Below are 18,739 nucleotides of genomic sequence, written 5' to 3' on the forward strand. Positions count from 1 at the left end.
ATCGACTGAATATTTCAGCCGATTTTTTAAAACTCGATAGAAAGCGCTTGCGCTATTCTTCTGTTTTATTTATAATAGTTACGGTAGGAACACATCTCAAGGAAATTTAATTTCCAATTTATGATGTAAAGGAGAATATATGAAAAAAAGTTCAAAGCAATTATCTGTCTTGTTTGCGACAGCTATTTTGTTAGCAAACACCACTGTTAGTCCTCTTGTTCAGGCGAAAGAGAGTAGTTCCACAGGTTCAGAAACTTCTGTAACGACAACTTCAGGGTCTAGTTCTGTTGCTTCAACAACGCAGTCGCAATCATCAAAACGTGCTTCTGAAAGTTCAGCAAGCAGTATGAGCGAAGCAAGTGGCAATAGGGAAGGAACAGGTAAGACAGAAGCTGCAAGCGGTGAAGAACGAACCGATACTTCGAAAGTTACTCCAGTTGCTAATATAGGTCAAATACAGGGCGAGTCACATGAATCACCTTATAATGGGAAAAAGGTTCGTGTTGCCAATGTGGTTGTGACAAAAACAGACCAATATGGTTTTTACGTGCAGGACATCAAAGGGGATGGAAATACTAAAACTTCAGATGCTATTTATGTAGTTTCACAGGAAAAAGTCGCTGTTGGAGATCAACTAACTATTGAAGGTGAAGTCAAAGAAGGCTATATGGAAGCTCTCGGTCTTCGTCCAGGACAAGAGTTTAAAAAGCCGACTAATAGTTTAACAGTCACACAATTGTTTGCTTCTAAGGTAACGAAAAACGGTACAGCCACATTACCAGAACCAGTTAATATTTCAGAGCGAATGCCAAAAGATATCGTAGACAATACCCCGACTACTTATGATCCAGAATATGATGCATTGGATTATTGGGAAAGTCTGGAGGGTATGTTGACAACAGTGAAAAAACCTCGTGTGCTTGGCCCACAATATCGAGGAGATATTTATCTTTTGCCTGCTGCTTACCAAGACCTTCCACTCAATAATATCGGTGGTGTCAATCTTCGCCCTAATGTCCAAAACACAGCAACTATTCCAGTCTATGTGGGAAATACATATGTTGCAAAAGCTAAGGACTACTTTAATGAAGATGTGGTTGGTGTTGTGACTTACCGAGGTAGAATTTACAAGTTGAACCCAACCAAATTACCAGACTTACAAGATGGTGGTTTAAAAAGAGAAGTTTCCAAAATTTACCCAAGTGAGGATAAATTGACGATTGCTTCCTACAATATCGAAAATTTCTCAGCAAATAACGCAGCTGGTGAAACCCCTGATGAAAAAGTAGACAAAATTGCTAAGTCCTTTATCAATGAAATTCATAGTCCAGATATTATTACCCTGATAGAAGTTCAAGATAATAATGGCAGCGTTAATGACGGAACAGTTAGTGGTGTAAAAAGTGGTGAAAAACTAGCTGCTCGCATTAAACAATTAGGTGGAAAAGAATACAGATATACCGAAGTCGCCCCTGTTGATGGAGCAGATGGAGGAAAACCAGGCTCCAATATTCGTGTAGCTTACTTGTATAACCCTCAAAGAGTAAAACTAGTGGAGCGAGCAGCAGGAAAGAGCACAGAAGCAGCTGCGTTTAAAGATGGACACCTAGTCAAAAATCCTGCAAGAATTGACCCGACCAATCCAATTTTTACGAAAGTTAGAAAATCCTTAGCAGCAGAATTTGAATTTAAAGGTGAGCATATTGTCGTCATTGCCAATCATTTGAAATCTAAGCTTGGTGATGATGCAGTGTATGGCGCCAAGCAACCAGCAGTACAAAATACCTTGGGCCAACGCATTGAGCAAGGCAAGCTGTTGAACGCTTTTGTCAAAGAAGGTTTGAAGCAAAATCCTAATTTGAAGTTTGTCTTGACTGGTGACTTTAATGACTTTGAATTTTCAGAAACTGCCAAAGCAGTGGCTGGTAATGAATTAGTCAATATGATGCTTAATCACGACGCAGCAGACCGCTATTCTTATTTCTATCGTGGTAGCAATCAAAGTTTAGACAATATCTTTGTCTCAAAAAACATTGCTGATAAGACAGTATTCTCACCAGTTCATATCAATGCTTCTTTCATGGAAGAACATGGCCGGGCATCAGATCACGATCCTGTTATTGCTCAGCTTGACTTCAGTAAGAAGCAGGAAACTCCACCAGCTAGCCCTAAGCCTTCTGACGAAAATAAAGCTGAGAAATCTGGTGAAAAAGGAACTTTACCATCTACAGGAACAAAAGGTACTGAAGTAGCTGTTGTAGGATTACTCTTGTTTAGTGTAACACTTCTCTTTAGAAAAAAATTAACAAAATAATATAGTAATGAGAGATTGAGGCCATAGTTCTCAATCTCATTTGTTTTGAAAAATATTGAAAATGAAACTGAAAAACAGATTATTTTCTAAAAAATAGGCAAATTATGCCTCTATATAGAAAAGAAGTGTTATAATAGTAACATAAAACGTTTTCAAGAGGATAAGACGATGAAAAAAGAAGTAATTGATTATGGAAAAGTAACAGGTATGGTCCATTCGACTGAAAGTTTTGGAGCTGTTGATGGGCCTGGTATCCGTTTCATTGTCTTTTTACAGGGGTGTAAAATGCGTTGTCAATATTGCCACAATCCAGATACATGGGCAATAGAAACAAATAATTCAAGAGAGCGAACGGTTGAAGATGTCTTGCAAGAAGCTCTTCGGTATCGTGGCTTTTGGGGTAAAAAAGGTGGGATTACAGTAAGTGGCGGTGAAGCCCTTTTGCAAATTAATTTTGTGACTGCACTCTTTACCAAAGCTAAAGAATTGGGAATTCATTGCACTTTAGATACTTGTGCGATGCCTTTCCGCAATACACCAGAGTATCTCAAAGTTTTTGATCGTTTACTTGAAGTGACAGATTTAGTGTTGCTGGATATTAAAGAAGTCAATGATGCTCAGCATAGATTTGTAACAGGGCACACTAATAAGAATATTTTGGAATGTGCAAAATATTTATCTGATAAAGGTGTTCCAATGTGGATTCGCCATGTTTTGGTTCCAACGTTAACAGACCGTGATGACGACTTAAAGGAATTAGGTGAGTTTGTCAAAACTTTAAAAACAGTTGATAAATTTGAAGTGCTACCTTATCATACAATGGGAGAATTTAAATGGCGTGAATTAGGAATTCCTTATCCATTAGAAGGTATTAAACCACCAACCGCTGACCGAGTAAAAAATGCCAAAGAACTCATGAAAACCGAATCCTATATAGAGTATATGAATCGCATACATAATAGTTGATCAAAAGTAGAAAGTGAAATGTTGACCAGCACTTAAGAAGTTAGCTAGAAAAACTGACGATTAAGTGCTTTTCTATTCCTCTCTTTGTGAAAATCTTAAAATTGTGCTAAAATAAGGTGTATAAAAAGTTTATGAGGTACTATCATGTCTAAAATTTTAGTTTTCGGTCATCAAAATCCAGATTCAGATGCGATTGGCTCAGCTGTGGCCTTTGCTTATCTTGCGCGTGAAGCTTATGGCTTGGATACAGAAGCAGTGGCTCTTGGGACTCCAAATGAAGAAACAGCTTTTGTCTTGAACTATTTTGGTGTAGAAGCACCGCGTGTGGTGACATCTGCCAAAGCAGAAGGAGTTGAGCAAGTCATTTTAACAGACCATAATGAATTTCAACAGTCTATTTCTGACATTGCAGAGGTAGAAGTGTATGGCGTTGTGGATCATCACCGTGTAGCGAATTTTGAAACAGCCAGCCCGCTTTATATGCGTTTGGAGCCTGTTGGTTCTGCATCTTCTATCGTTTATCGTATGTTTAAAGAATGTGGCGTAGCTGTACCAAAAGAACTCGCAGGACTAATGCTCTCAGGTTTGATTTCGGATACTCTTCTTTTGAAATCACCTACCACACATCCAAGTGATAAGGTCATTGCTCCAGAATTGGCTGAACTTGCTGGTGTAAATTTGGAAGAATATGGTTTGGCAATGCTAAAGGCTGGAACTAACTTGGCTAGCAAAACAGCAGAAGAACTGATTGATATTGATGCTAAAACATTCGAATTAAACGGAAACCAAGTTCGTGTAGCACAAGTCAACACAGTTGATATTGCAGAAGTCTTAGAACGTCAAGGTGAATTGGAAGCAGCAATGCAAGCAGCTAATGCAGCAAATGGTTATTCTGACTTCGTTTTGATGATTACAGATATCGTTAACTCAAACTCAGAAATCCTTGCACTTGGATCAAACATGGACAAGGTTGAAGCAGCCTTCAACTTTAAACTTGAAAACAACCACGCTTTCTTGGCTGGTGCTGTTTCCCGTAAGAAACAAGTAGTGCCTCAATTGACTGAAAGCTTTAATGGGTAATTCTTAATGAATGTTAGGAACTGCTAATTTGACTACTTATACAAGGTGATGGTATGATACGATTGATTGAAGGACTACGCTTTTTGGTTGAGATTGTAGCAATCTTTGGTCTTTTCTCTGTGTCTGTGATACAAATTTCCTGATTGGAAAAATTCCTGTTTTTTCTTCTAGCAGTTCTATTAATCTTATTCTGGGCTCGATATATGGCACCAAAATCTCCATATGCTTTAAAAAATGGCAACGCATCGTTACTGAGACATCGATTTTTATTCTAGTTAGTGGTAGTTTTTGGTATTTGTATGGGTTGCAAATAGGAGTCCTCTACTTTGTTCTATCATTTGGAAGTTTAGTGCTACTTTATTATTTTCAGCTAGAGTGATTCTTATAGTATAGTTGATGAATTATTTAGACGACAATAATTTGACTAGCAATTGAATTAGGAAATTCTTGTTTCCTTATAGCTAAAGGGGTCTCGGCTCCTTTTTTTCTAGGAGAGAAGTATGTTAGAAAATGGCGACTTGATTTTTGTGAAAGAGAGTTCTGATATGGGGCGAGCTATCCAGACTTCGACAGGTAGCTATAGCCATGTTGCTATCTTTTTGGAGGGATTGATCTACCATGCTAGCGCAGAAGCAGGTGTTAGCTGTCAAAAGCCAGCAGATTTTTTTGAGTCTAATCGTATTTATGATCTCTATGTCTATCCAGATATAGAACCTCTGCGAGTTAAAGAAAGGGCTTGCCAGCACCTAGAAGCATCCTACAATGCTTCCTTTTATCCAGATGGGGATGGGTTTTATTGTTCCCAGTACATCGCAGAAATCCTGCCTATTTTCGAAACTATTCCTATGAAGTTTGGGGATGGTGATCAGGAAATTAGTGATTTTTGGAGTGATTATTATAGAGAGCTGGGGCTTCCTGTACCAGTGAACCAGCCTGGTACAAATCCTAGTCAGTTAGCAGCATCTCCACTTTTGAAATGTAAAGAAAGGAATCTTTATGATTCAGATTTTTAATCCATCTCGTTTAACACGTCAGCCATTTTTTTTCAAATTGATAAATTACTTAGACCGACATGACGATGTTTCTTTGCGAGAGATTAAACGTGAATTTGCAAACTTTGCCAACATTGATCGTTCTATAGAAGACTATATCAAGGCAGGTTATGTGGTTCGAGCAAATAAACGGTATCACCAAACGGTTCCTCTGTTGGGAGATGTGATGGATTTGTCTTTTGATCAAGAGGTCTTTGTACGAGATGATAGTCCTCTTTATCAAGAATTGCTGAATTTGCGCTTTGAGACATACTTGACTAACCAAACCAATCAAGCAGTTCTATTGGAAAAAACAGATTTTCTTAGAAATCAATTGACGCTTTCCAATTATTTTTATAAGCTGAAGCAACAATACCCATTGACCAATCAGCAACAGAAACTTCATGCTCTACTAGGAGATGTGAATCCTGAATATGCTCTAAAATATATGACGACTTTTCTGTTGAAGTATGGTCGTAAAACTGAGCTGATGCAGAAACGGCGTGATATTTTTGTAGATGCTCTAGCGATTCTAGGCTATATTACGCCTAACGAAGCGGGACGATATGAACTGTGTTTGGATTTTGATAAGGCAACTTTAACTTTTCGTGCAAAGGAATCAGTAGACTTTTCAAGCTCAAAATTATAGAATAAACAGATTTTAAGGTTTATTGATAGATTTATTATAAGTAAAAAAATTAAATTTAGCATGAAGCGAGAGTGGGGGTCTCCAGCTTTAAAATATACAGTACAATAAATCAACAATGCACTAGCTGACAGATAAGGCTTGTAAAGAAAGTCTTAAAACTGCTCACTTTTCAAGCTTGGAAAAACACCTTTAACGAAAACGAAGTTTTTATCAGTCATCATCATGATAGACTTCTAGAATGTTGAGTCACTTTGCGAGGGGGAGGCTGTCATCTAGAAATCTTCTATTTTTGAGTTCTATTCTGCGCCATATCGTTTCATGAAAGGAGTGTATCATGAATACTTTAGCAAAAATTCGTCCGCCTCAACCACTAAAATATCTGAAATGGTTTGATATTGTCGTCGTGACAGCTCTGCTGTTTGGACAATTCATCTATCGTTCGACAGAACTGTATCTTGCTAGTCTGTCCCCGTCCACAACGGCAACAGCAGCAGATACAACGAATAAAACAGTAAATGATGGAGCCGCTTATTCTAGTAACTTAGAATTACAACTTCTCATGTTAGCTCTGACGGTAGTATATTTGTTGTTTCGTCGATTTGACTTTAAGCAGTTGCCGATTCGCTTATCGTGGTCTGTACTCTTTTGGGTTCCATTTATTTTTGCAGTTATGGGGATTCTATCAGATACCGTGATGACCCTTAGCGGAGAATATAACTATTTTGATCCTCAATTATGGAAATACATTGATTTGACAGAAATTTTCCGTAAGCTTATCGATTTGACACCTAGGGCTATTCTCTATGATCTGCTGAATGGCTTTTATGAAGAATTTTTCTTCTTGGGACTACTGACTTCTGTTCAAGATAGATATAAGTGGTGGATTCTTCTTTATTCGACAATCATTCGTATTTCTTTCCATACTTATCAGGGCATGCTCTGGGCGCTAACGATTGGTGTTGGCTTTGGACTTCTCTATTATTTTCTTTACAAATATAAGGTTAAAAATCTCTTACCATTTTTCCTCGTGCACGCTCTTGCAGATATGTATGGTTCAAGTCTACTGTATGTTTTGATTAGTTGGAGAAAATAGTAAAAAATAAGAATTACGCTATTAAAGAAATTGTGGTTATATTATTTTTCATATTAGTATGAATTCATATCTTTCCCTCAACAAATAAAGGTCGAGACAACAGTCTTCGACCTTTATTCAATTCTATAAATACCTTTCCGCAATCGCGTAATCGCCTAGATAGTCTGCTTTTTCTCCATTTATGATTTGGTAACAATCAGCACCTTTACCAGCTAGAATAACAGCATCACTTTCTTTGTTTGTTAAGCTAAGAGCTTTTTTGATAGCTTCTTTGCGATCTGCAATCGTGTAAACGTCAAAAGAAATGTAGCTGGCAATTTCTTTTGCAATGGCAATCGGATCTTCGTAGTTAGGGTCATCTGCTGTCAAGATAACGATCAATTCTGGATGGCGATTGAGTAGTTGTCCAAAATCTTTGCGACGACTTTCTCCTTTATTTCCGGTTGCACCAAGTACTAAAACAATTTTGCCTTTTTGGTGTTCTTGAACGACAGATAGGAGATTAGCCAGACTGACACCATTGTGCGCATAATCAACAAAAACTTTTGCACCATTGTTTTGAGTTAGCACTTCCATGCGCCCAGGTACACGTGTAGCAGCAATGCCTTTTTTTATATCAGAAATAGTGGCACCTAAGCGTAGACAGGCAAGGCTAGCAGCAAGTGCATTTTCTTGGTTAAAACGTCCGATTAGCTGAATGTCAAATTTTTCTGTGAGGATTCCGCTTGTTTCAAAAGAAAATGCTTGTGAATGATGAATTTGATTGTCGGAATATTGTCCATAGAAATCATGTTCTATAGATGTGACTTGTTCCGCTACCACTTGGAAATAATCCATTTCGCTATTAACTACAACAGCTCGGCTATTTTCCATGAGGAGTCGTTTATGATAAAAATAATCTTCAAATGTCGGATGTTCAATTGGTCCGATATGATCAGGACTGATATTGAGGAAAACACCAACGTCAAAAGTTAAACCGTAAACTCGCTTTTTTAAATAAGCCTGGCTGGAAACTTCCATGATCAGATGAGTTCGGCCATTTTCAACCGCTGTCGCCATCATTTTGAACAAATCTAAGCTTTCCGGTGTTGTCAAAGTAGATTTGAAGAAATGTTCTCCATCGAGCGTCGTGTTCATGGTAGACAACAAAGCAGGCTTATAATTTTGTTGAAGAATATAATAAGCAAAATAAGCCGAAGTTGTCTTTCCTTTGGTTCCTGTAAATGCGAGCAGTTTGAGTTTGTCTTGCGGATTTCCATAAAATTCCATGGCAAGAAGACTCATGGCTTGTTTGACATCATTGACTAGAATCACTGGGATAGTTACTTCAAAATCCGTCTCACTGACATAGAACCGTAAGCCTGATTCAACCGCTTTTCCCAAAAATTCTTTTTTAAAATTGTCACCTTTGACAAAGAAAAGAGTTGAAGCAGTCACATCGCGGCTGTCATAGCTGATGTTATCAAATGTGACATCAGTAATGTTATAATAGTATTCACCTTTATGAATGATTTCGCGGAAATTGTGATCATTTTTTAAAATATTTAATGCGTTTTCAAATGTTATCATATTTCTATTGTAAACTTAATGAGGAGGTTTTACAAGTGTAAAGGAAAAGTTTATAATAAGATAAGACTACTTTTAGAGGTTATGTATGGACCAACAAACAACAACTCAACAAAAACAAATGCTTCTAGGGACAGCTTGGTTGACAGCAAGTAACTTTATCAGCCGTTTTTTAGGGGCGATTTATATCATTCCTTGGTATATCTGGATGGGCAAGCAGGGTGCGGAAGCTAATGGCTTGTTTACAATGGGCTATAATATTTATGCTTGGTTTCTTCTGATTTCCACAGCAGGTGTACCTGTTGCGGTCGCTAAGCAAGTTGCGAAATACAACACAATGGATCAAAAGGATCATAGTTTTACGCTCATTCGTGAATTTTTGAAATTTATGCTCTTGTTGGGAGCCATTTTTGCAGTGGTGATGTATCTCTTATCACCTTTCTTTGCGCATGTATCAGGCGTTGGGAAAGAACTCATTCCTGTCATGCAAAGCCTATCTTGGGCAGTACTGGTATTCCCAGCTATGAGTGTTATCCGTGGCTTTTTCCAGGGATTTAACAATTTAAAACCATATGCAATCAGTCAAATTGCTGAGCAGGTGATTCGTGTTATTTGGATGTTGCTTGCAACTTTCTTTATCATGAAATGGGGCTCTAAAGATTATGTTGTAGCAGTTACTCAATCAACATTTGCGGCTTTTATTGGAATGTTCGCTAGTATGGCGGTTTTGATTTATTTCCTTTGGAAAGCGAATTTGCTGTCATCCATTCTGCATAAGCCAGTGTCAAGCACTAACATTAACAGTCGTGCTCTTTTAGTGGATACGATTCGGGAAGCTATTCCGTTTATTATCACTGGTTCTGCCATTCAGCTTTTCCAGATTATTGACCAAGTAACTTTTATCAATGTTATGAAATGGTTTACGAACTATACGAATTCTCAGCTGGTGGTTATGTTTAGCTATTTCTCTGCTAATCCCAATAAAATTACGATGATTTTGATTGCGGTAGCAACTTCTATTGGGGGTGTAGGAATTCCACTGCTAACAGAAAACTATGTCAAAGGTGATTTGAAGTCTGCAGCACGTCTTGTTCAAGATAACTTAAGTATGTTACTGTTATTTCTCTTACCAGCAACAATTGGCTCTGTCTTAGTGGCGCGTCCATTATACACAATTTTTTATGGGAAACCTGATCGTTTAGCTTTAGGTTTGTTCATTTTTGCTATGTTACAGACAATTATTTTAGGCATTTATACTGTTTTATCGCCAATGATTCAAGCGCTTTTCCAAAATCGCAAAGCTATTATCTATTTTGGCTATGGAGTTCTTGTTAAGCTTGTTTTGCAAATTCCATTTATTTATTTATTCAGAGCATATGGTCCGCTTCTTGCAACGACAGTCGGATTGATTGTTCCAATTGTTTTGATGTACCAACACATTCGCCAAGTAACAGGACTCAATCAAAGAATTCTCGTTAAACGGAGTTTATTGATAGGGATTTTAACTGCTATCATGTCTCTTTTAATTGCTATTGTGGAAGTGGTACTGGGAGTCGTCTTTCATCCAAATGGACGCATTTCTAGCATGCTTTATTTAATTATGATTGGTGGTCTGGGAATTATCATTTATGGAGCAATGGCTTTGCGGGTTCGCTTGTTAGACCGATTTATTGGTGAAAAAGCTCAATCTTTACGTGAAAAATTTCATATTCATTAAAAAGCCGTACGGCTTTTTATGTTGTAGAAAATTTATAACATTTACGTTATAATGGAAATAGCTATTCTAGCGATAAACTTCCATCAGCTACTGTAATTTAAAACTATATCTGTCTCTTGAAAAGAATAAAACCCACTACTTTCCGTAAGATGTTACAATCGAATCACTTACAAATGATAAAGTTGATTGCTTTTCTTGTGTTCTTATAGAGGTTATGATGGATAAAAAATTACAATTAGATACATTATTAACTCATGCTGGTATTAAAACAGATGAAGTAATAGGTGTCTTGACAGCTCTCCTTTGTTTAGATGACTACAATGATATTTTAACATGAGCTATTCTGGCGAATGATAAGGAGCTGTATGAAAATCTATACTTCAATCTCAATATGACGGGAGCTGTTTTATCTCCATTTGGTAGTTATCTTTTGCTTTTGGGGGGTGAAAACCTTGTCTCTTCGTATAGAGCGTTCTACAAAAATGCACAAACTGTAGCAGCTTTCTTGAAAGATTCGCCAGCAATAAAAGTGGTTCTCTATCCGAGAAAGAGTGGCATGATTTCCTTTAAAGTAAAAGATGAAACAGACTTTCGTATCTGCTAATAGGCTACAAGTCTTTATCTTTGCAGAAAGTTTGATTACTTATCCTGCGGACCAAACATATGTAGATATTCCAACAGCCGTGTGGTAAGCCCATGTCTTAACAGATGATTTGTTACGTTTAGCCAGTGGAATTGAGGATAGCTGAGATTTGATAACAGATTTAACATTTGCTTTGGAGGTATAATATGAGCAAATACAATTTTCAAACAGCCCCAAATCGCTTATCTCATCACGCTTATAAGTGGAAAGAGACAGAGAATGATCCTCAACTACTGCCAGCATGGATTGCAGATATGGACTTTGAAGTCATGCCTGAAGTAAAAAATGCGATTCATAAGTATGCAGAACAGTTGGTTTATGGCTATACGTATGCAAGTGATGAGCTACTCCAAGCAGTGCTGGATTGGGAAAAGAATGAACATCAGTATTCGTTTGATAAGGACGCTGTTGTTTTTGTGGAGGGAGTTGTACCATCTATCTCTATTGCAATCCAGGCTTTTACAAAAGAAGGAGAAGCTGTTTTAATCAATTCTCCTGTCTATCCTCCTTTCGCCCGCAGTGTTCAGTTAAATCATCGAAAATTAGTGTCCAATTCTCTCAAGGAGGAAAACGGACTGTTTCAAATTGATTTTGAACAATTGGAGAAAGATCTTATTGAAAACCATGTGAAATTGTATCTTCTTTGTAATCCGCACAATCCAGGGGGACGTGTTTGGGAAAGGGAAGTTTTAGAACAGATAGGTCATCTTTGTCAAAAACACCATGTTATCTTGGTATCAGATGAAATTCATCAAGACTTGACCTTATTTGGCCATGAACATGTTTCCTTTAATACTGTTTCACCGGATTTTAAAGACTTTGCTCTGGTACTTTCTAGTGCTACCAAGACTTTTAATATTGCAGGCACCAAAAATTCCTATGCCATTATTGAAAATCCTACGCTATGTGCACAGTTTAAACACCAGCAACTTGTTAATAACCACCATGAGGTGTAAGTTTAGGCTACATTGCGACAGAAACGGCCTATCGTTATGGGAAACCTTGGTTAGTGGCATTAAAAGCTGTGTTAGAAGAAAATATTCAATTTGCAGTAGAGTATTTTGCCCAAGAAGCTCCGCGTTTAAAGGTTATGAAACCACAAGGGACATATCTGATTTGGCTTGATTTCAGTGACTATGGTTTGACAGATGATGCACTCTTTACTTTATTGCATGACCAAGCAAAAGTCATTCTCAATCGGGGAAGTGATTATGGAAGTGAGGGTGAGCTGCATGCGAGACTAAATATTGCGGCGCCTAAGTCACTGGTAGAAGAGATTTGTAAGAGAATCGTGCGTTGCTTGCCCAAATAAAATAAAAAGAAATGTTCGAAAACAGTCACTTTTGGTTGACAATCGTTCTTAAGAGGAGTATAGTTAGTATGAAAAATCGGTAGGTGAGGCTACCATAGGGATACGGATGACTACCGCAAAGTAGTGGAGACACTATGCGCTGGTTAGCAGTTGAGATCGCTAAGGTTTTGACTAATGTCATTTCACTGCCCTACGGAGTTAAAGCTTGAACGGTAACACAAGACATACAGTCCTGCCATGTTTTTCATGGTAGGATTTTATCGTTTTGAGCTGATTTTTTAAAGAAAAAATGCAAGGGAAAGGGGTGGAGAATATGCCGAATGATGATCACCCGAGTCAACAGGAAAACAGTCGATTACCATATCTGAGCATTCCTCACGCTCCCTTGGAATCGACTCTAGCAAATGAATGACATCTGAGTAAAAAGGCTGTATGCAGCTATTTTGTCACTCGGATGTATCTTAGATAGAGGAGAAAATCAGTGAAAACAGCAAAAGAAAGATTAACAGATGCTCTTCGTATGTCTGTAGTGGATACGATGACATTTTTCAACACATCTAGATTGGGTTTGACAGAGGAGCAAGTAGAAGAAAATCGTGATCTATACGGTGAAAATGAATTGACCAAAGGGCAAGAAGATTCAATTGTTAAAAAAATTTATGAGTCTATTATCAACCCGTTTACCGTTATTCTTTTACTCATTGCATTGGTGTCCTTGGTTACCAATGTTTGGCTGGCAAAACCAGGGCAAGAAGATCCGACAACGTTTATCATTATTGTTGTCCTTGTTTTGTTGTCTGGTAGTATTCGCTTTGTGCAAGAATTGCGGAGTGACAAAGCTGCCAGTAATCTTTCGCGTATGATTGTCAATACAGTGACAATTGTTCGTGAGGGAAAAGAGCAAGAAATTCCGATTACAGAATTAGTGGTGGGAGATATTATCCGCTTGAGTGCAGGAGACATGTTGCCAGCAGATGTGCTAATTTTGGATTCGCGCGACTTCTTCGTACAACAGTCAGGTTTGACAGGTGAAAGTGATGCGGTTGAAAAAATGGCATTGGATAAATGTGAGATCAAAGATACAGAGAGTTTACTTGAATCTGACTCACTTGCCTTTATGGGAACCAATGTAATCTCTGGTCGTGCTAGCGCGCTTGTGCTTGTTGTTGGCGACGACACAAAAATGGGAGCTATTGAGCAAACGCTTAACACTTATGATGAACCAACTTCCTTTGAGCGGGAAATGAACAGTATTTCATGGTTGTTGATTCGCCTTATGTTGGTACTCGTACCTATTGTCTTTTTTATCAATGGTTTGACAGATGGGGATTGGCTAGAAGCTGGGGTATTTGCACTCAGTGTTGGTGTCGGTTTGACGCCAGAAATGCTTCCTATGGTCATCACAGCAAGCTTAGCAAAGGGTTCAATTCTTATGGCAAAAGAAAAAGTTGTCATCAAGAAACTCAATGCCATTCAAGATTTAGGAGCAATTGATATTCTTTGTACGGATAAGACAGGGACATTGACACAAGATGAGATTGTCTTGGAGTATCCACTTGATATTCATGGAGATCTTGATTTGGCTGTGCTTCGTCGGGCTTACTTAAATTCTTATTATCAAACAGGGTTAAAAAACCTGATGGATCGTGCCATTATCAATCGGACAGAAAAAGAAGCTGAAAAGCATGAAATCGTTCGCAATTTAGACCAAACTTTTAAGAAGATTGATGAATTACCTTTTGATTTTGAACGCCGTCGCATGAGTGTACTGGTTCGAGATGATGAGAATGTCGTTAGTATGGTGACAAAGGGTGCTTTAGAAGAAATGTTGACTATTTCAAATTCTGTCGAATATAAAGGGAACATTCTTCCCTTGACAGAAGAAATCCGTCAAGAAATTTTAGCAGAAGTCGCACAGTTAAATGAGCAAGGTCTGCGTGTGCTGGGAGTCAGTTATCGTTCGGACTTGGATGCTGATTATGAATACACGGTCAAAGATGAGTCTGACATGATTCTGACAGGTTATCTTGCTTTTCTCGATCCACCAAAACCGTCAGCAGCCCCTGCTATTAAAGCATTAGCTGAGTATGGCGTAGCTACCAAAATTTTAACAGGTGACAATGAAAAAGTTACAGAAGCAGTTTGTGAGAAGGTTGGCTTAGATGCAAAGAACATCTTGCTAGGCTCTATGATTGAAACGATGTCGGATGAAGAATTGAGCAGAGTTGTTGAAACCACAACTGTTTTTGCTAAATTATCGCCTGACCAAAAGGCGCGCATTATTTTACAATTGAAAGCAAACGGGCACAAGGTTGGTTATATGGGTGATGGAATCAATGATGCTCCTTCTATGAAAGTAGCTGATGTAGGTATTTCAGTTGATACAGCTGTTGATATTGCAAAAGAAACAGCTGATGTTATTCTGTTAGACAAAGACTTATTGGTGCTTGAAAAAGGCTTGGTGGAAGGTCGCAAAGTCTATGCTAACATGACCAAGTACATCAAGATGACAGTGAGTTCCAACTTCGGAAATATCTTTTCCTTGCTAATCTCAAGTATTTTCTTACCATTTTTGCCCATGGCACCGATTCATTTGATTGTGTTGAATTTGGTCTATGATATTTCTTGTATCGCTTTACCATTTGACAATGTAGATCGTGAATTTTTGCAAAAGCCTCGCATTTGGAGCGCCAAATCCATTACTCGCTTCATGGCCTGGATTGGTCCAATTAGTTCTATTTTTGACTGTACAACCTTTTTAATTTTGTTCTTTATCATTGCACCAATGATAACAGGGTCCGTTTATCATCATGGTATGTCTAGCAATTTCATTACGATTTTCCAAACAGGTTGGTTTATTGAGTCCATGTGGACGCAAACGATGGTTATCTATATGTTGCGCTCACCCAAGTTACCATTTATTCAAAGTAGACCAGCTTTATCTGTAGTCATGACCACTCTAGCGGCAGTCTTCTTTGTGACTTTATTGCCGTATGGCCCTTTTGCAAATCTTTTAAAGGTTTCTCCACTAAATGGTACTTATTTCTTATTCTTAATGATGATCATGGCTTTGTATATGATAAGTGTCACGTTTGTGAAACATCTTTATATTAAGAAATATCATGAATGGTTATGAATCATTATCGATCTTTGAAAAGGCTTGTTTATTATAAGCCTTTTTTATGTTTTTTTGTTATAATAAGAAGAATAAATTGAAAGAAGGAACACCAATCATGGAAAAATTTCAAGTGATCGCACATCCGCTCATTCAGCATAAATTGTCTATCTTACGCCGTACAGATACATCTACCAAGGCTTTTCGTGAGCTAGTAAATGAAATTGCTATGCTAATGGGTTATGAAGTTTTACGTGACTTACCATTAGAAGATGTGGAAATTGAAACACCCATTACAAAGACAGTTCAAAAACAACTAGCTGGTAAAAAATTAGCTATTGTCCCAATCTTACGTGCAGGTATTGGTATGGTAGATGGTCTTTTGAGTCTTGTACCAGCTGCTAAAGTCGGACATATTGGAATGTATCGTGATGAAGAAACTTTGAAACCAGTTGAATACCTTGTGAAATTACCGGAAGATATTAGCCAACGTCAAATTTTCGTAGTGGATCCGATGTTAGCAACAGGTGGCTCAGCTATTTTAGCTATTGATTCACTGAAAAAACGTGGGGCACACAATATTAAATTTGTCTGTCTTGTTTCGGCTCCAGAAGGCGTGAAAGCTTTACAAGAAGCTCACCCAGACGTAGAAATCTTTACGGCAGCCCTTGATGATCACTTGAATGAAAATGGCTACATCGTTCCAGGATTGGGAGATGCAGGAGATCGTCTTTTTGGTACAAAATAATAAGTTTTATGTTTGACCTTTTTTGACCAAAAGGCTATAATAGTCTCATATTTGAAAAATCTTACTAAGAATTGTTGGTCAGATTAAAATATCAGATAAAAAGGAGAATACAATGATTCCTGTAGTTATTGAACAAACAAGCCGTGGGGAACGCTCGTACGATATTTACTCACGCCTTTTAAAAGATCGTATTATTATGCTCACTGGAGCGGTTGAAGATAACATGGCCAATTCCATTATTGCCCAATTGCTTTTCCTAGACGCTCAAGATAGTACAAAGGATATTTATCTTTATATCAATACACCAGGAGGTTCTGTATCGGCGGGTCTAGCGATTGTCGATACAATGAACTTCATCAAATCAGATGTTCAAACAATTGTCATGGGAATGGCTGCGTCCATGGGAACCATCATCGCTTCAAGTGGTGCTAAAGGCAAACGCTTTATGTTGCCAAATGCAGAGTACATGATTCACCAACCAATGGGTGGAACTGGTGGCGGTACGCAACAAACCGATATGGCGATTGCTGCTGAACATTTGCTGAAAACTCGAAACAATTTGGAAAAAATTCTTGCAGATAATTCTGGTAAGACCGTTAAGCAAGTTCATAAAGATGCTGAACGTGACTACTGGATGAGTGCTCAAGAAACGCTAGATTATGGTTTCATTGATGAAATCATGGCAAATAACAACTTGAACTAATGCTCTATTTGCTATTATCTGAAAAAAATGTCCTCTGATGGGCATTTTTTTGATATACTTATAAATGAAAAAGTATTAGAAAGAAAACTCATGTTTAAAAAAGAAGAACGAACAGGTATCATTGTCTATTTATATTATAATCGTGACATAAAAAGAATTGCGTCCATTGGTGATATTGTCTATCATTCCAAAAAGCATCGTTATCTTCAGTTGTATGTAGATACTGCGCAAGTAGATGGTATTGTTGAGAAACTATCTAAGGAAAAATATGTCAAACAAGTACGGGTTTGTCATATTCAAGAATTGGATACAGACTTCGTTGGAAGTTTGTTTAGAGAGAAGGAAAACGTAAACATGTAAAAAAATTCTGTTGACTACTTGACAATTGTCAGATAATTCGGTATATTCTTAACATATTATTTTGAAACAAGGAGTTAAGAATATGAAAAAGAGAATTGCGCTATCATTTGTTGCTCTTGCAAGCGTTGCTCTTCTTGCCGCTTGTGGGGAAGTGAAGTCAGGTGGATCTAATGCAACAGGTACAAAAGTTGCTGATAAGACTATTAAAATTGGATTCAACTTTGAAGAGACAGGCGCAACAGCTGCTTATGGTACAGCCGAGCAAAAAGGCGCTCAGCTTGCAGTTGAAGAAATCAATAAAGCAGGTGGTATTGACGGAAAAAAACTAGAAGTAGTGGACAAAGATAATAAATCTGAAACAGCAGAAGCAGCTTCTGTAACGACCAACTTAGTAACCCAATCGAAAGTCAATGCAGTTGTAGGACCTGCGACTTCTGGTGCAACGGCGGCAGCTGTTTCTAATGCGACAAAAGCAGGTGTACCCTTGATTTCACCTAGTGCTACTCAAGATGGCTTGACAAAAAATCAAGAGTATTTATTCATTGGGACTTTCCAGGATAGCTTTCAAGGTAAAATCATTTCTAAATATGTGACAGAAAAGTTAAAAGCGAAAAAAGTTGTGCTTTATACAGATAACTCAAGTGATTATGCCAAAGGTATCGCAAAAGCTTTCCGAAGCGCCTATAAAGGCAAAATTGTTGCGGATGAAAAATTCGTCGCTGGTGATACGGACTTCCAAGCAGCTTTGACCAAGATGAAGGGAAAAGATTTTGATGCAATTGTCATCCCTGGTTACTATACTGAAGCTGGTAAAATTGTCAACCAAGCGCGTGGTATGGGAATTGATAAGCCAATCGTTGGTGGTGATGGCTTTAATGGCGCAGAATTTGTCCAACAAGCGACACCAGCTAAAGCTTCAAATATCTACTACATTTCAGGCTTCTCTTCAACAGTTGATGTCTCAGCGAAAGCTAAGAAATTCCTAGAAGCTTACAAGGCTAAATACAACAATGAAGAACCTTCAACATTTGCAGCGCTAGCATATGATTCTGTTTATCTTGTTGCTAATGCTGCCAAAGGTGCGAAAACATCTGTTGACATTAAAAACAATATGGCTAAGACAAAGAATTTTGAAGGTGTAACAGGTGATACCAGCTTTGACAAGCATCATAATACTGTAAAAACAGCCTTTATGATGACCATGAATAATGGGAAAGTCACAGCAGCTGAAACAGTTAAGCCATAATCTTTCATAAAGAACTGCTTAAAATATATTTTATAGTGTATAGAAGAGTAACTATTTATGGTGGACATCGTAGATAGTTACTTCTCTTTATATGGGTTAAAAGAGATCGTTAGGATAGATATCTTAGTGTTAAGAATGTAGCTCATTATGATTTGTAAGATAGAGTAACTGCTAGATCTGTCTTAAATTGTTTAAC

Annotated in this window: 14 protein-coding genes, 1 pseudogene and 1 riboswitch; of the genes and pseudogenes, 14 read left to right on the plus strand and 1 reads right to left on the minus strand. The window is 37.8% G+C overall.

Annotation, left to right across the window (positions count from 1 at the left end):
* Positions 1-139: 139 nt before the first annotated feature.
* The 6 genes from HMPREF1654_RS00865 to HMPREF1654_RS00890 all read left to right on the plus strand — a co-directional run bounded on the left by HMPREF1654_RS00865 (position 140) and on the right by HMPREF1654_RS00890 (position 7,133).
* Positions 140-2,314, plus strand: coding sequence for an endonuclease/exonuclease/phosphatase family protein (locus HMPREF1654_RS00865; protein WP_004234078.1), 2,175 nt, complete (start codon positions 140-142; stop codon positions 2,312-2,314).
* 168 nt (positions 2,315-2,482) lie between these two features.
* Positions 2,483-3,280: a pyruvate formate-lyase-activating protein gene (gene pflA, locus HMPREF1654_RS00870; RefSeq protein WP_003078337.1), complete on the plus strand. Its 798-nt coding sequence runs from the start codon at positions 2,483-2,485 to the stop codon at positions 3,278-3,280.
* A 144-nt stretch (positions 3,281-3,424) separates the two neighbouring features.
* Positions 3,425-4,360 (plus strand): manganese-dependent inorganic pyrophosphatase, encoded by a 936-nt coding sequence (locus HMPREF1654_RS00875; protein WP_003078406.1) that lies wholly within the window; start codon positions 3,425-3,427, stop codon positions 4,358-4,360.
* Positions 4,361-4,860: 500 nt separating this feature from the next.
* Positions 4,861-5,373 (plus strand): YiiX/YebB-like N1pC/P60 family cysteine hydrolase, encoded by a 513-nt coding sequence (locus HMPREF1654_RS00880; RefSeq protein WP_003073546.1) that lies wholly within the window; start codon positions 4,861-4,863, stop codon positions 5,371-5,373.
* Positions 5,357-6,040, plus strand: a complete 684-nt coding sequence (locus tag HMPREF1654_RS00885; RefSeq protein WP_004234061.1) for a DUF1803 domain-containing protein — start codon at positions 5,357-5,359, stop codon at positions 6,038-6,040. Before HMPREF1654_RS00880 ends, HMPREF1654_RS00885 begins: the two co-directional genes overlap by 17 nt.
* A 334-nt stretch (positions 6,041-6,374) precedes the next feature.
* The gene (locus HMPREF1654_RS00890) at positions 6,375-7,133 is read left to right on the plus strand and encodes a CPBP family intramembrane glutamic endopeptidase (RefSeq protein WP_003078272.1); all 759 of its coding nucleotides are present in this window, start codon (positions 6,375-6,377) and stop codon (positions 7,131-7,133) included.
* Positions 7,134-7,256: 123 nt separating this feature from the next.
* Here HMPREF1654_RS00890 and HMPREF1654_RS00895 read toward each other — a convergent pair whose 3' ends face one another.
* On the minus strand, positions 7,257-8,702 hold the full coding sequence (locus HMPREF1654_RS00895) for a UDP-N-acetylmuramoyl-L-alanyl-D-glutamate--L-lysine ligase (protein ID WP_003078286.1): 1,446 nt from the start codon (positions 8,700-8,702) through the stop codon (positions 7,257-7,259).
* An 85-nt stretch (positions 8,703-8,787) separates the two neighbouring features.
* On the opposite strand from HMPREF1654_RS00895, the gene HMPREF1654_RS00900 reads away from it, so the two are divergent.
* The 8 genes and pseudogenes from HMPREF1654_RS00900 to HMPREF1654_RS00935 all read left to right on the plus strand — a co-directional run bounded on the left by HMPREF1654_RS00900 (position 8,788) and on the right by HMPREF1654_RS00935 (position 18,543).
* Positions 8,788-10,416 carry a putative polysaccharide biosynthesis protein gene (locus HMPREF1654_RS00900; RefSeq protein ID WP_003078382.1) on the plus strand — a complete coding sequence of 543 codons (1,629 nt, stop codon included), beginning with the start codon at positions 8,788-8,790 and terminating at the stop codon, positions 10,414-10,416.
* A gap of 391 nt (positions 10,417-10,807) precedes the next feature.
* Complete coding sequence (locus HMPREF1654_RS10140) at positions 10,808-11,020, plus strand: PLP-dependent transferase (protein WP_003078200.1); 213 nt, start codon at positions 10,808-10,810, stop codon at positions 11,018-11,020.
* Positions 11,021-11,205: 185 nt separating this feature from the next.
* A pseudogene (locus HMPREF1654_RS00910) lies at positions 11,206-12,371 on the plus strand (MalY/PatB family protein).
* A gap of 68 nt (positions 12,372-12,439) precedes the next feature.
* Positions 12,440-12,592, plus strand: a riboswitch (M-box (ykoK) riboswitch).
* Positions 12,593-12,852: 260 nt separating this feature from the next.
* Positions 12,853-15,507, plus strand: a complete 2,655-nt coding sequence (gene mgtA / locus HMPREF1654_RS00915) for a magnesium-translocating P-type ATPase (protein ID WP_003078159.1) — start codon at positions 12,853-12,855, stop codon at positions 15,505-15,507.
* Between the two features lie 97 nt (positions 15,508-15,604).
* Positions 15,605-16,234 carry a uracil phosphoribosyltransferase gene (gene upp / locus HMPREF1654_RS00920; RefSeq protein ID WP_003025639.1) on the plus strand — a complete coding sequence of 210 codons (630 nt, stop codon included), beginning with the start codon at positions 15,605-15,607 and terminating at the stop codon, positions 16,232-16,234.
* A gap of 88 nt (positions 16,235-16,322) precedes the next feature.
* The gene (locus HMPREF1654_RS00925) at positions 16,323-16,937 is read left to right on the plus strand and encodes an ATP-dependent Clp protease proteolytic subunit (protein ID WP_257995664.1); all 615 of its coding nucleotides are present in this window, start codon (positions 16,323-16,325) and stop codon (positions 16,935-16,937) included.
* Between the two features lie 90 nt (positions 16,938-17,027).
* Complete coding sequence (locus HMPREF1654_RS00930; RefSeq protein ID WP_003073520.1) at positions 17,028-17,297, plus strand: DUF2129 domain-containing protein; 270 nt, start codon at positions 17,028-17,030, stop codon at positions 17,295-17,297.
* 82 nt (positions 17,298-17,379) lie between these two features.
* On the plus strand, positions 17,380-18,543 hold the full coding sequence (locus HMPREF1654_RS00935; protein WP_003078199.1) for an ABC transporter substrate-binding protein: 1,164 nt from the start codon (positions 17,380-17,382) through the stop codon (positions 18,541-18,543).
* Positions 18,544-18,739: the final 196 nt, after the last annotated feature.

It is taken from the genome of Streptococcus intermedius SK54 = ATCC 27335 (assembly GCF_000413475.1).
Lineage (GTDB): Bacteria > Bacillota > Bacilli > Lactobacillales > Streptococcaceae > Streptococcus > Streptococcus intermedius.

What these genes read in the sequence shown, in the direction of transcription:
- HMPREF1654_RS00890 (WP_003078272.1), top strand. Translation starts at nt 6,375, where the DNA reads ATGAATACTTTAGCAAAAATTCGTCCGCCTCAACCACTAAAATATCTG.
- HMPREF1654_RS00885 (WP_004234061.1), top strand. Translation starts at nt 5,357, where the DNA reads ATGATTCAGATTTTTAATCCATCTCGTTTAACACGTCAGCCATTTTTT.
- HMPREF1654_RS10140 (WP_003078200.1), top strand. Translation starts at nt 10,808, where the DNA reads ATGACGGGAGCTGTTTTATCTCCATTTGGTAGTTATCTTTTGCTTTTG.
- HMPREF1654_RS00895 (WP_003078286.1), bottom strand. Translation starts at nt 8,702, where the DNA reads ATGATAACATTTGAAAACGCATTAAATATTTTAAAAAATGATCACAAT.
- upp (WP_003025639.1), top strand. Translation starts at nt 15,605, where the DNA reads ATGGAAAAATTTCAAGTGATCGCACATCCGCTCATTCAGCATAAATTG.
- HMPREF1654_RS00930 (WP_003073520.1), top strand. Translation starts at nt 17,028, where the DNA reads ATGTTTAAAAAAGAAGAACGAACAGGTATCATTGTCTATTTATATTAT.
- pflA (WP_003078337.1), top strand. Translation starts at nt 2,483, where the DNA reads ATGAAAAAAGAAGTAATTGATTATGGAAAAGTAACAGGTATGGTCCAT.
- HMPREF1654_RS00935 (WP_003078199.1), top strand. Translation starts at nt 17,380, where the DNA reads ATGAAAAAGAGAATTGCGCTATCATTTGTTGCTCTTGCAAGCGTTGCT.
- HMPREF1654_RS00875 (WP_003078406.1), top strand. Translation starts at nt 3,425, where the DNA reads ATGTCTAAAATTTTAGTTTTCGGTCATCAAAATCCAGATTCAGATGCG.
- HMPREF1654_RS00880 (WP_003073546.1), top strand. Translation starts at nt 4,861, where the DNA reads ATGTTAGAAAATGGCGACTTGATTTTTGTGAAAGAGAGTTCTGATATG.
- HMPREF1654_RS00865 (WP_004234078.1), top strand. Translation starts at nt 140, where the DNA reads ATGAAAAAAAGTTCAAAGCAATTATCTGTCTTGTTTGCGACAGCTATT.
- HMPREF1654_RS00900 (WP_003078382.1), top strand. Translation starts at nt 8,788, where the DNA reads ATGGACCAACAAACAACAACTCAACAAAAACAAATGCTTCTAGGGACA.